This window comes from Methylophaga sp. (assembly GCF_965655755.1).
Taxonomy (GTDB): domain Bacteria; phylum Pseudomonadota; class Gammaproteobacteria; order Nitrosococcales; family Methylophagaceae; genus Methylophaga.
In genome coordinates, this window is sequence record NZ_CBFHHW010000038.1 from 1,511 (window position 1) to 14,232 (window position 12,722).

Annotated in this window: 13 protein-coding genes; 11 read left to right on the forward strand and 2 right to left on the reverse strand. The window is 46.4% G+C overall.

Going from position 1 to position 12,722, the window contains the following annotated elements:
* Nucleotides 1-333 (reverse strand): type IV pilus modification protein PilV (gene pilV, locus ACTF5U_RS11075; RefSeq protein ID WP_438971692.1); only part of this gene is annotated, 333 nt, incomplete at its 3' end.
* Nucleotides 327-872: a GspH/FimT family pseudopilin gene (locus ACTF5U_RS11080; protein WP_438971693.1), complete on the reverse strand. Its 546-nt coding sequence runs from the start codon at nucleotides 870-872 to the stop codon at nucleotides 327-329. The genes ACTF5U_RS11080 and pilV, both read right to left, overlap by 7 nt.
* Before the next feature lie 1,002 nt (nucleotides 873-1,874).
* Between ACTF5U_RS11080 and flgB the strand changes: the two genes are divergently transcribed.
* From flgB to flgL, 11 genes are all read left to right on the forward strand, one after another.
* Nucleotides 1,875-2,279, forward strand: coding sequence for a flagellar basal body rod protein FlgB (gene flgB / locus ACTF5U_RS11085; RefSeq protein WP_438971694.1), 405 nt, complete (start codon nucleotides 1,875-1,877; stop codon nucleotides 2,277-2,279).
* Between the two features lie 3 nt (nucleotides 2,280-2,282).
* Complete coding sequence (flgC, locus tag ACTF5U_RS11090) at nucleotides 2,283-2,690, forward strand: flagellar basal body rod protein FlgC (RefSeq protein WP_438971695.1); 408 nt, start codon at nucleotides 2,283-2,285, stop codon at nucleotides 2,688-2,690.
* A 14-nt stretch (nucleotides 2,691-2,704) separates the two neighbouring features.
* Nucleotides 2,705-3,382, forward strand: a complete 678-nt coding sequence (locus tag ACTF5U_RS11095; protein ID WP_438971696.1) for a flagellar hook assembly protein FlgD — start codon at nucleotides 2,705-2,707, stop codon at nucleotides 3,380-3,382.
* A 13-nt stretch (nucleotides 3,383-3,395) separates the two neighbouring features.
* Nucleotides 3,396-5,060 carry a flagellar hook protein FlgE gene (locus tag ACTF5U_RS11100; protein ID WP_438971697.1) on the forward strand — a complete coding sequence of 555 codons (1,665 nt, stop codon included), beginning with the start codon at nucleotides 3,396-3,398 and terminating at the stop codon, nucleotides 5,058-5,060.
* A 124-nt stretch (nucleotides 5,061-5,184) separates the two neighbouring features.
* Nucleotides 5,185-5,928 (forward strand): flagellar basal-body rod protein FlgF, encoded by a 744-nt coding sequence (gene flgF / locus ACTF5U_RS11105; protein ID WP_438971698.1) that lies wholly within the window; start codon nucleotides 5,185-5,187, stop codon nucleotides 5,926-5,928.
* A 42-nt stretch (nucleotides 5,929-5,970) separates the two neighbouring features.
* Nucleotides 5,971-6,756: a flagellar basal-body rod protein FlgG gene (gene flgG / locus ACTF5U_RS11110; RefSeq protein ID WP_438971699.1), complete on the forward strand. Its 786-nt coding sequence runs from the start codon at nucleotides 5,971-5,973 to the stop codon at nucleotides 6,754-6,756.
* Between the two features lie 116 nt (nucleotides 6,757-6,872).
* Nucleotides 6,873-7,580: a flagellar basal body L-ring protein FlgH gene (flgH, locus tag ACTF5U_RS11115; protein ID WP_438971700.1), complete on the forward strand. Its 708-nt coding sequence runs from the start codon at nucleotides 6,873-6,875 to the stop codon at nucleotides 7,578-7,580.
* A gap of 11 nt (nucleotides 7,581-7,591) precedes the next feature.
* On the forward strand, nucleotides 7,592-8,683 hold the full coding sequence (locus ACTF5U_RS11120; protein WP_438971701.1) for a flagellar basal body P-ring protein FlgI: 1,092 nt from the start codon (nucleotides 7,592-7,594) through the stop codon (nucleotides 8,681-8,683).
* Nucleotides 8,684-8,685: 2 nt separating this feature from the next.
* The gene (flgJ, locus tag ACTF5U_RS11125) at nucleotides 8,686-9,672 is read left to right on the forward strand and encodes a flagellar assembly peptidoglycan hydrolase FlgJ (RefSeq protein WP_438971702.1); all 987 of its coding nucleotides are present in this window, start codon (nucleotides 8,686-8,688) and stop codon (nucleotides 9,670-9,672) included.
* 30 nt (nucleotides 9,673-9,702) lie between these two features.
* Entirely contained in the window at nucleotides 9,703-11,451 is a 1,749-nt protein-coding gene (gene flgK, locus ACTF5U_RS11130; protein WP_438971703.1) for a flagellar hook-associated protein FlgK, read from the forward strand.
* 11 nt (nucleotides 11,452-11,462) lie between these two features.
* Nucleotides 11,463-12,722, forward strand: a 1,260-nt coding sequence (gene flgL / locus ACTF5U_RS11135; protein WP_438971704.1) for a flagellar hook-associated protein FlgL, incomplete at its 3' end; no start/stop codon positions are given.

Genomic DNA, 12,722 nt, shown 5'->3' on the forward strand with positions numbered 1-12,722 from the left:
GCAAGCAATACGTGCATCACCTTGAGGCAAAGCATTAGTGAGTCTATTAAACCAATTTACAAGATCGTTTTCAGCCACCGAGCTGGGTGAAGCAGGGGGCGCCGTGGCGAGTGCATGCGCATAGGAGCCATTTTGAGCTGCTTGTTGATTGGCTCGCATTTTGTCGAACATATCGGCCGCCAGGCTGGTTGCATGACTGCGGAACTCGGCACTTTGGTTCACTTTCATCGATGAAATGTGTAGATGCGCCATGCCAAGCAAACCAATGGCCAGTACCAGAACGGCTATCATGACCTCTAGCAGAGTAAAACCTTGCTCATATTTTATTAGCACGCCGAATTTCCATGGCTGATTGTGGGCCTACCAGTGTTGCTTATCGTGATCAATCGTGGGGGAGTGGCGTTGTTATTAGGACAAAGACGGAAAGTATCATTACCCAATCCCCCGGAGCTTGTTGGATAACCACTGGGCAGATATGCAAGCCAGACTTTGTAATCATTACCGCTGGTTAATGTGTAATTGTTGTTTAATGGTTGATGCAGTTTTAATAGCGTGTCAGTGCCGTTATCGAGGATGCCGTCACCATCGACATCAGCAAAAATTTGCCAGCCTTCGGTCCAGACTGTATCGGTGGTTGAGGTTCTTCGGATGGAAACCTGAACACCTCTGCGAATAGCTTCTGAGCGAGCGTAGTATAGTTCGCTTAAAATTTCGTTCGCTTGAGTTGTTAAGCGGTGGTTACGGATCATTTCCGCAAAGCTAGGGGCTGAAATTGCTGCAATAATACCCGCAATAATCAGAACAATGATAAGTTCTATTAGAGTAAATCCTTTTTGCGAATTAGTCCTATACATATTCCAGAAACTAGACATGTTATCAACCCTTGTCAACGCTATTTATTCAATTCTGTGAACTACTTCGCATTGTTTGAGGGAAGCGGTCATAACGGCTGTACAGACACTGTCACAGGAGGAGATAGAAAGGCCCCAACGACAGGGTACTTTTGAACGTTTGCATCTCCCAAAAGCACAGACAAATAGTGACTCAGAAATTTGATACATAGTTTGTTACTTACTCCTGGAATAGTCTTCGCTGTAGTGCGGTATACCAATCCGTTCTGATTCATTCTGGGGCAAACATGACGATGCATTGCCGCCGTTAGCAACGAGCAGTGCTTTTGGTCGTTAAATCTAGCAAATATTGATACGCCATTTGATGATTCTGCTGTATTGACCTCATTAAGATTTAAAAGGGCATGTATTAACTTACTGAACTCTAGTACTAAAACACAATACCACCCCCCTAATAGAGGGGTGGTTGTAGGGAGTGATACTGCACGTATTTCTGTGGGGAAAATGCATATGACTCTATAGTGCTTTTTGGCAGAAAGATCAGGCATGCTTGCAGGCATCGATGGGAGTGACCCTGAAAATGTTGTGGTCATCCAACAAACCTTATTATATAGCGATGACTATGCGGAGCCCGTGAATTAAAACAGTCGAGTAGAATTTAGCGGGAGATGATGAAGGATGTGAACGACATTCGTTGTTTGTCTCAACCTTGCTATTACACCCGGTGCCGACTTTGATTTCACAGCGGCGACAACGCCAACTTGTAGCAAGAAATTATTATTCTACGGTCTGGAGGAAAAGCAGGTCGCTTAGTTTCACAAGTAAGTCTGAAGGCTGATATTTGTCGCCCTTTTTTGATTTGATATGGACTGAATTAAGAAGCGGCACAAGGGTGGCAAAGCTTGCCGCTATTTCATATTGCGTATTTGCCGCTACGCCTTCCATATCGCTTTAAAACAGTGATTTAACGTTTTGGCACACAATCTGCTAATTACTCCATGAATAGTTTTTTTGGAGTGCGATATGCCAATCAATTTTGATTCTGCCCTGGGCATTCATGCCGATGCATTGCGAGTTCGCTCGCAGCGTGCAGAGCTGTTGGCAACAAATCTAGCCAATGCGGATACGCCCAATTTTAAAGCGCAGGACATTGATTTCAAGGCGGCGCTAAGTAATGCCGTCAGTAAAGAACCATCTGCTCAAGTGAACATGACACACAAAAATCACATGGCGATGAATGCGAACGGCAATGGATTGATTACACCCGTGCAATACCGTATCGCGATGCAGGATTCATTGGATGGCAATACCGTTGATGAGCAAATTGAACAATCACAATTTATGCAAAACTCAGTGCACTACCAGGCAAGCCTTGAATTTCTGGGCTCCACGTTTAAAGGTCTGACTAAGGCGCTTAGAGGAGATTAATCCATGTTTAGTATTTTTGATATTGCCGGTAGCGGCATGAGTGCCCAGTCACTGAGACTCAATACCACAGCCAGTAATCTGGCGAATGCCGATAGCGTTAGCAGCAGTGTTGACCAAGTGTATCGTGCCAGACAACCTGTTTTTGCAACCGTGTTGAATGAAATGCAACAGGGTTATCAAAAAGGTTCAGTGCAGGTACAGGGCATTGTTGAGAGTCAGGCCCCGGTGCGCTCTGAGTATAACCCATCACACCCGCTGGCGAATGAAGACGGTTATGTTTTTCACTCCAATGTGGATCCCATGACTGAGATGGCCAACATGATGTCCGCCTCACGTTCATATCAGAATAATGTCGAGATCGCTGATACCTCGAAACAACTCTTGCTGCGTACCTTGCAGCTCGGTAAATAAATAAGGATTTCATCATGGCTATTAATGGTGTCGGTGAGAACTTCTATTCCTTTCTGAATAAGGAAGAGTCACAAAAGACCGAAGAGAAAGATGCGGGTAGTCTGGCATTGGAAGACTTTATGTCTTTGATGACAACCCAATTAAAAAACCAGGATCCACTCAAACCGATGGAAAGTGGTGATTTTTTGGGACAGATTGCCTCATTCGGAACGGTCAGCGGTATCGCAGACTTGCAGGATTCTTTCTCGAGTTTTGCCAAATCTATGCAGTCTGATCAAGCACTGCAGGGCTCATCGTTGGTAGGACGTTCAGTTTTAGTGCCTTCATCAATTGGCATGATGACGCCGGAAGATGGCATGACTGGGCAAATCAATGTCAGTGAGCCAGTGACCGATCTCAAAGTACAGGTGTTTTCTGAAAACGGCGTTCCGGTGAGAACCATTGAAATGGGAGCAGCGTCGGGCTACACCAACTTCACCTGGGATGGTTTTGATGCCAATGACACAGCAATGCCTGAAGGCATTTATCAATTCAGAGCAACAGGCACCGTCAATGGCGAGAACACCGCCTTTGGTACGGCTACCGTTGCCAAAGTTTCAAGTGTTTTAGTGGGTTCAGGGAGTCAGGGTTTAACAGTGAATCTAGCTGGAATCGGTTCAGTACCGTTCGGCGAAGTACAAGAAATTATCTAAGGAGGACATCACCATGTCTTTTAGCACAGCATTAAGTGGTTTGAACGCAGCAACAGCAGATTTGAATGTTAAATCAAATAATATTGCCAACGTAAACACGACGGGTTTTAAAGAATCTCGAGCCGAATTTGGTGATGTTTTTGCGGTATCAGCGTTTGGTACAACAAGTAAAACCGCCGTGGGTAATGGTGTTGTTTTGCAAAATGTCGCCCAGCAATTCAGTCAGGGTAACCTGGAATTCACCGATAACGCTTTGGATTTGGCGATAAGCGGCCAGGGCTTTTTTGCTATGGCACCAGAATTGAATAGCGGTGAAGTCATTTATTCCCGTGCTGGTGAATTTGCTGTCAATAAAGATGGTTTCGTTGTGTCTAACGAAGGCTGGTTTTTACGGACATTCCCGGTAGATGCGGCGGGAAATATTTCAGCTACCAGTATCAACGCGACTTCACCTATTCAGTTGCCTCCTTCAGTGGGGGCACCAGAGCCGACAACGTCATTGAATATTGCGACGAATCTGCCGTCAAACTCCGATCCTATTTCAACCGGTGGTGCTGCTCTCGTCCCTGGTAGCTACACAACCAGCTCAGCCTTAACGATAAGTGACTTTAGTACTGATCAAGTGAGTTTTGAAGTGGATGGTAATTTGGTGACTTTGAATGCTGATTATGGTTCGCTGTCAGGCGTGGCATCAGAGATTGAATCTCAATTGACGGGCTATACCGTTAATCTGGACGCTACTGATAACATTGTTTTCAACAGCCCAGATGAAAACGCCCCGGTTATTGCTAATTATAATGGTGATGTTGATAGTGGCGGCGCGACGATAGCTGACTTTACTGCTGGTTCTGGTAGTGCGGGATCACTTCCTGTAACGCCTTCAGTGTTGGCTATTGATCCTGCAGATCCGGCTAGTTATAGTTTTACTACCTCAGCCACAGTGTATGACTCATTGGGTAATGAGCATATTGTCACCACCTATTATCAAAAGATTGATGCTGCTGCAGTAGGTGATGAGGATAATCAGTGGCAAATGGCCGCTTATGTAGACGGTGGTGATGTAAAAGGCGGTACAGAAGGTGTTCCTTTTGCTCTGGAAACGAATGCGAGACTCAGTTTTAATCCGGATGGTACTTTAGCGAGTACGGATGCCGATCCATCAACAGCTGCCATTGACCCCATTACCCTAGGCTTTACTGATGGAACCGGTACGGAATGGGAAAGTGGTGCATCCACGCAAACTATCGCCCTGACATTAACGGGTTCAACGCAGAATTCAGGCCCGTTCAATGTGGGCGCCCTGACAGTTAATGGTTTCCCTACTGGTCGTTTGACGGGTGTTGATGTCAGTGAAGATGGTCTTATGCGTGCGACGTATAGTAATGGTCAGGCAGTTCCTATCGGTAAGATCGCTTTAGGAAACTTTGCTAATCCACAAGCATTGAACAAAATCGGTAATACGGCATGGAAAGAAACTACCGACTCCGGCCCTGTTATTGCCGGTGAAGCATCAACCGGTAGTTTTGGACAAATCCAGGCGGGTGCGCTTGAAACCTCAAACGTGGATCTCACCAAAGAATTAGTAGGTTTGATTACGGCCCAGCGTAATTTCCAGGCGAACTCAAAAGCCATTGAGACCAATAACGCCATCACTCAGACCATCATCAACTTACGATAAATAGCGTAAAAGCCGCTCCTTTTTATATGGGGCGGCTTTTTTTATCAAAGTTGGAACGAAACCTGCTTCTTATTTAGTAACACTTTTTTTGACGTTAGGTCATCAGTAATAGAGGCAACCGGCTATGGATCGAAGTCTTTACATCGCAATGAACGCCGCTCAGCAAACAATGCTGGCTCAGGCGACGAATGCCAATAATTTGGCTAACGTGAATACCACAGGTTTCCGCGCCGACTTTGAGCAATTTCGTAGCATGCCGGTATTTGGTGAGGGGTTGCCGAGTCGCGTTTACTCTATGACAGAAAGACCGGGTACAGATTATCAGCAAGGCACAGTGCAATCGACCGGACGAGAACTGGATATTTCAGTTCAGGGTGAAGGGTTCATCGCGGTTCAAGGCAAGGATGGACGAGAGGGGTATACCCGCGCTGGTGATTTACATATGACTGAAACCGGTCAGTTAGTCACCGGCACAGGATTATCGGTTATGGGTGAAGGTGGTCCGATTGCGATTCCGCCCTCCGAAAAAGTCGAGATTGGCTCCGACGGCACCATTTCTATTCGTCCGGTGGGTGCAGAATCAAATGCCTTAGCGGTGGTTGATCGTATCAAGTTGGTAAAGCCTGATTTACAGCAGATATTTAAAGACGTCGATGGGCTGATGCGAATGCAGGATGGCGGTGAAGCACCGTTGGATGCAACGGTACAAGTTTCATCGGGCACGTTAGAAGGTAGTAATGTCAGTGCTGTTGGTGCTTTGGTCAAAATGATTGAACTGCAAAGACAGTACGAAATGCAGGTGAAAATGATGAAAACAACGCAGGAAAACAGTGCTGAATCTGCACGTTTAATGCGGATGGGTGGCTAGAGCTTTCAAGGTTCAGCGGCTTAACTTTTTGGGAGAATAATTATGAATCAGGCTTTGTGGATTGCAAAAACCGGCCTTGATGCCCAACAAACCAGGATGTCAGTTATTTCCAATAACCTGGCTAATGTGAATACAACCGGTTTTAAACAAGACCGTGCTGTATTCGAAGATCTGCTTTATCAGACGATGCGACAACCAGGGGCGCAATCATCCAGTAGCACTCAACTACCATCAGGCTTGATGGTTGGTACGGGTGTGAGAACGGTAGCGACTGAAAAAATGCACATGCAGGGCAATATTGTTCAGACTGAGAATGCATTGGATATGGCTATTTCCGGTCGGGGCTTTTTTCAGGTTCTGATGCCGGATGGTTCACTATCGTATACGCGTGATGGTACGTTCCAGCTCGATTCAACCGGTCAGGTTGTAATGTCTAATGGTTACCCTTTAGAACCAAGCATTACGATTCCGGAAGATGCCTTGAGCATTACGGTCGGCTCGGACGGTACTGTGAGTGTTCTTCAACCCGGCGCTAATGCGCCGACTACAGTCGGCAATATTGATCTGGCTGACTTTGTAAACCCTACCGGTTTGCAACCAATCGGTGAAAACTTATTTAAAGAATCAGGTGCCAGTGGCACCGTCACAACCGGTACACCGGGGCTTGATGGTCTGGGGTCTGTCTATGGTGGTGCTTTAGAAACATCGAATGTAAACACCGTCACTGAACTCATCAATATGATCGAAACACAACGCGCTTATGAAATGAATTCCAAAGCGATTTCCACTGCCGATCAAATGCTCCAATACGCTAGTCAGAACCTCTAAACAGCTGCACGGGTCATCTGTCTGACACAACAGATGGCCCGTTTCTTTCCCTCTCCATCCGATCTGGCACAAAGTCTGCTAGATATCGTTACAAACACTTTTTTTGGAGAGTCATCATGAAATCAATGGTGCACATTACGATGTTGCTTTCCGCCCTTGTTATGGCGGGATGCACGTCTACTGAGGTCAAGCGCGACCCCGCTTATTCAGCTGTTCGACCTGTAGCGGTTGAGCCCCAGGAGAATAATGACGGTGCTATTTTTGACGCTCGCAATAATATTTCGTTATTTGAAGACTATCGTGCCCGCCGGGTCGGCGATATTTTGACAGTAAGACTGGAAGAGCAGACTGACGCCGAAAAAGAAACGGAAACCACCGTCAGTAAAAGCAACAGTAATAGCATTGACAACCCCACCATATTTGGCACCACACCGCAGTTTGATCTACCGAGTGGCTTACCATTAGCCAACACCAAAGATAATAATCTGGCGTTTGGTATTGGCTCTGAAACGGATTTTGAAGGTGAAGGTGAAAGCGATCAGAACAATAAATTAAGCGGCAACATTAGTGTGTCAGTGGTTGAAGTCTTGCCCAACGGCAACATGGTGATTCGTGGCGAAAAAGTCATCACCATCAATCAGGGCAATGAATACATTCGACTCTCAGGCATGATCAGTCCGCGTGATGTGGCGGCAGACAATTCCATTTCGTCGGTAAGAATTGCCGACGCTCAGATTGCCTATGTCGGCGATGGTCCGACGAATGATGCGAATGTGATGGGCTGGTTAAGCCGATTCTTTGTCAGTGCATTGATGCCTTTCTAGGGGTGAAGAAAATGAAAATAAAATTACTGTTTACGCTTTCTTTGCTTCTTATATCCGGCCTTGTTCAGGCGGAAAGAATTAAAGATTTGGCCTCCATTGCCGGTGTGCGTAGTAACCAATTGATTGGTTATGGTTTGGTCGTGGGTCTTGATGGTACGGGTGATAAGACTAAGTTTACCGGACAGAGCCTGCGAAATCTGTTGGTCGAGATGGGTATTAATATTCCTCCGGGTACCGATCCAAAAAGTAAAAATGTTGCAGCCGTATCCGTTCATGCTGACTTGCCGCCTTTTGTTAAACCAGGTCAGGAAATTGATATTACCGTTTCCTCATTGGGTGATGCGAAGAGTCTGCGCGGCGGCAGTTTGCTGATGACACCATTGAAAGGTGCTGACGGTAATATCTATGCGATGGCACAAGGTAATCTGGTGGTTGGTGGTTTTGGCGTCGATGCCGGTGATGGCTCACGTGTCACCGTTAATATCCCCAGTGCAGGTCGTATTCCGAATGGTGCCACCGTGGAACGTACCGTCAAAAATGCGTTCAATGTGGGCGACTCAATAACGCTTAACTTGCATAGCCCAGACTTTACGACAGCGAGTCGTTTGAGTGATGCCATCAACCATACACTCGGTAAAGGCACCGCGAGTTCGATGGATGCTTCTTCTATTAAAGTGAATGCGCCTCGTGATCCGAGTCAGCGCGTGCCATTCCTATCTTTAATTGAAAACCTTGAATTAAATCCGGGCGAAGCGCCTGCCAGAGTCGTTGTGAACTCACGTAGTGGCACCGTTGTTATCGGTCAGCATGTCCGTGTCAGTCCCGCCGCTGTGACCCATGGCAACTTGTCAGTCACTATTTCTGCCGATGCGGAAGTGAGTCAACCTAACCCGTTTTCTCAGGGACAGACAGTTATCACGCCTAACTTTGATATTGAAATCAGCGAAGAAGACAGCCGGATGTTTGTATTTGATCCGGGCGTGTCACTGGATGATATTGTGCGTGCTGTGAATCAGGTTGGTGCTGCGCCTGGTGATTTAGTGGCTATTCTTGAAGCACTTAAACAAGCCGGTGCTTTGAGAGCGGATTTGGTCGTCATTTAACCATGACTTATGAGTCCAATATCGCCCAATCAACGGTTGATTTTCATGGCCTTAATCAATTGCGTGCGCAGGCCGGTAAAAACCAGAACGATCAACAGACAATGCGTCAGGTGGCAGCACAATTTGAATCGCTGTTTGTCACGATGATGCTGAAATCGATGCGGCAGGCCAATTTAGGCGAAGGCATTTTTGATTCTGAACAGAGCAAAATGTATCAGGAAATGTCAGACCAACAGTTGGCTGCAGATTTATCTTCCCGTGGTGGTTTGGGTTTACAGGACGTCATTCTCCGACAACTGGGCGGTGAACCCCAATCAGTCAAGCAAGAACTCAAGGCGGGCCAGAGTTATAGCATGGACACAGTTATTGTCCGTCCAGCACTGGGTGCCAAAGTCAATGAACGCATTATTGATCAAATAGAACAGATTAATGAGACCCAACGCCATCAAACAGATACAGAGCTTGCTAAAGTCGAGGCGCCAACAGGTGAGCAAATGCAATTTGATAGCCCTCAGGATTTTGTCGAGAAACTCTGGCCTTATGCCGAACAGGCTGCTGAAAAGATTGGGGTAGCACCTGAAGTGATTTTGTCACAAGCGGCGCTGGAAACAGGCTGGGGACAACATGTCTTATCGAATGCTGAAGGTAAAACCAGTTTTAATCTGTTCAATATTAAAGCGCATAGCAATTGGTCTGGTGATTACACCAGCAAAAATGCGTTGGAATACCGTGATGGCAAAGCGTTGCACGAAGAGTCTCGTTTCCGTGCTTACGACTCCTATCAACAGAGTTTTGATGATTATGTCCAGTTCCTGCAAACCCAGCCACGTTATCGGGAAGCCCTGCAACATGTCGCTGATCCGGAAGCCTTTGTTGAGCACCTGCATAAAGCCGGGTATGCGACCGACCCACAATACTCTGACAAAATTAAACGCATTATGAATGGCGACACGCTGGCACAGATTTCGCAAGAGATTCAACATGGTTAATCTTCTGTTACTGAAACGGACACAATTCTAATGGCGAGTACACTCAGTATAGGTACATCAGCCCTGTTAACCGCACAGGGTGGGCTGTCAACAACCAGTCATAACATCAGTAACGTCAATACTGAGGGATACTCGCGTCAACGTATAGAGCAATCAACCCGCATACCCGAATATAACGGTAATCAGTATTTTGGTACGGGTGTTCAAATTGATGATGTGAGAAGGTTGTTTGATACCTTTCTTTCCGATCAGGTCAGATTATTCACTGCTCAGGAAGAACAGTTCGACACATTCAATACGTTTGCCAGTCAGGTGGAAGATCTACTCGCTTCAGATTCTCTCTCACTATCCAATGGTTTGGAGAGTTTCTTTGATTCAGTTCAGGCTGTGGCTGACGATCCCACTTCCATTGCTGCCCGCCAAGTGATGTTGACCGAAGCCGATACATTGGCGAATCGGTTTAATACGATCGATACACAACTGGATTCATTTAACAGTCAGGTTAATCTTAGTCTGCAGAGCAATGTGAATGATGCCAACTCCCTGATTCAAGGCATTGCCGAATTGAATGTGGCTATTCTTGAAGCTGAAGGGGGTAGTGGCGCATCACCGAATGATTTGCTGGATCGCCGTGATAAGTTAATCAATGATTTGTCCGAGTTGGTCTCTGTTAAAACAGTTGAGCAAAGTAACGGCAGCATGAATGTCTTTATTGGGACCGGTCAGCCTGTCGTTGTTGGCTCCAGCACCAATAAGCTTTCCACCATTTTTGACCCGAATGATTCATCACGTTTACAAGTAGCTTTAGGCCAGAATCAGGTCGATATTACTGAGCAAGTGACGGGCGGTAAATTAGGTGGCTTATTACGAGTAAGGGCTGAAGTCATTGATGTGACGCGTGCTGAAATTGATACTTTGGCGGCCAGCATTATTGAAAACTTTAACAATCAGCACACAACGGGCTTAACCTTAGATGGTAATGCGGGTGCTAACTTCTTTGCCCCTGCTGATCCAGCCGGTATCCCCGCTCCGGATGCAGGCACGATTAGATTGGCAGTAACGGACCCCAGAAATATCGCGGTCGCATTTCCTGTTCAATTGGGCTCTATCAGTGGTAATGCTGGAACGGGGACTTTAACAGTTGATTCAATTGATTCCAGTGGTGTGGGGTTCGATGCCACCTCAACGTTGAATAATCCGTTAACGTTTTCGTTTGATAATACAACCAATACCTACACAGTCACCTATGGCGCTGGCAACACGGCGACGCTTAGTTACGATCCTGCTACAGATAGCGGCAAAACGTTTGACCTCGCCAACCTGACCTCGCCGCCTAACACGCCTTTTCCCGGTGCTTTGCCACCATTGACCATTACGCTGGAAGGTGTACCGGCCAATGGTGACAGCTTTGTTATCAATAATAGTACGGCGGGTGGCTTTAATGGCTTTGGTGATAACCGAAATGCTCTGGCGCTGGCAGAGTTACAAGTCGCTAAGACCATGAAACCAAATGGCAGTGGTAATCCGACCCAAAGTTTTGGCGATGCCTATGGGATATTAGTTGCGAATGTCGCTACCAGAACCAAACAGGCTCAAGTGGGCCAGGAAACACAGCAGGGTTTGCTGGATCAGACGAAAAGCCGTTTTGATTCCGTATCCGGGGTTAATCTGGATGAAGAGGCGGCCAGCCTGATTAAGTATCAACAAACCTATCAAGCGGCAGCGCAGATAATCACTGTTTCGAATACCATATTCGACACACTGATTAATTCTTTTTAGGGGTTATATCGATGCGTATTTCAACCTCACAAATTTATGATCAAAGCCTGACTTCAATTCTCAATCAGCAGTCGAAGCTGGCAAATACACAAAACCAGATTTCTACCGGTAAGCGTATTCTGAATCCTTCAGATGACCCCTCTGGTTCCGTTCAGATTCTTAATCTTCAACGCGAGTTAAGTCTATCGAATCAATACATCGACAATGCCGTGATTGCGGGCAATAAACTGGAACGTGAAGAAGTCGCATTAGACAGCGTAACCAACTTGATTCAACGGGTCAGAGAGCTTGCTGTACAGGGTCTTAACGATTCGAACTCTCAAAGCGATCGGCAAGCGATTGCGACTGAGATGAGAGAGCTAAATGAACAACTGCTGAGTGTGGCGAACACGAAAGATGCGAACGGCGATTATCTGTTTTCAGGGTTTGCAACCAGTAACCAACCCTACGATAATCTTCTGAGTAGTTACCAAGGTGATGAGGGGCAAAGAAACCTGAAAGTCGGTGAAGGTGTTTTAATTGCTACCAATGATCCAGCAAACCGTCTGTTTGAGGCCCCCGTCACACAAACATCGGTTACACCAACGTTAGTAACCAGTGACGCAGCCGTTTCAATTGATAATGATCCTTCGCTACTGCCACCATTCACAGCGTTAACATTTGATTTTTCCGCCGGACCGCCGGAAGAATACACCGTTACTGATGGAACCAATACGGAAACATTTCCCTACACAGATGGTGGGGTTGTGGATCTGCAAGCATTAAATGCAAGCTTCCCAGCACTTGATTTGGTATTTACGGGTGCCCCCGCCGATGGGGATCAATTTGTAATTGAAAAGCAAACGACACAGACCACAATCACTCCCGCATTGGTAACCAGTTCAGCCTCCGTCTCCATTACGGGTGACAGTGGTGTGCTTGATCCCTTTACAGCGCTAACATTTGATTTTTCTGCCGGCCCACCGGAAGAATACACCGTCACTGATGGAACCAATACGGCAACTTTTGCCTATAGTGATGGTGAAGCGGTAGATTTGTCTGCTTTGGATCCAAACTTCCCGTCTCTCGAAGTGACACTCAGCGGTAACCCTGCCGATGGCGATCAGTTTGCGATTGAAAAACAGCCAGGAAATAGTCAGACCGTCTTTCAAACCATTAATAATTTTGCCGCGGCGCTTGAGGCCAATAATGTCAGTGCAGGTGCTTCACCCAATAATGGCGACTTTTTGACAAATATTGATGCCGTGTTGAGTAATATTCTTGATGGTCGT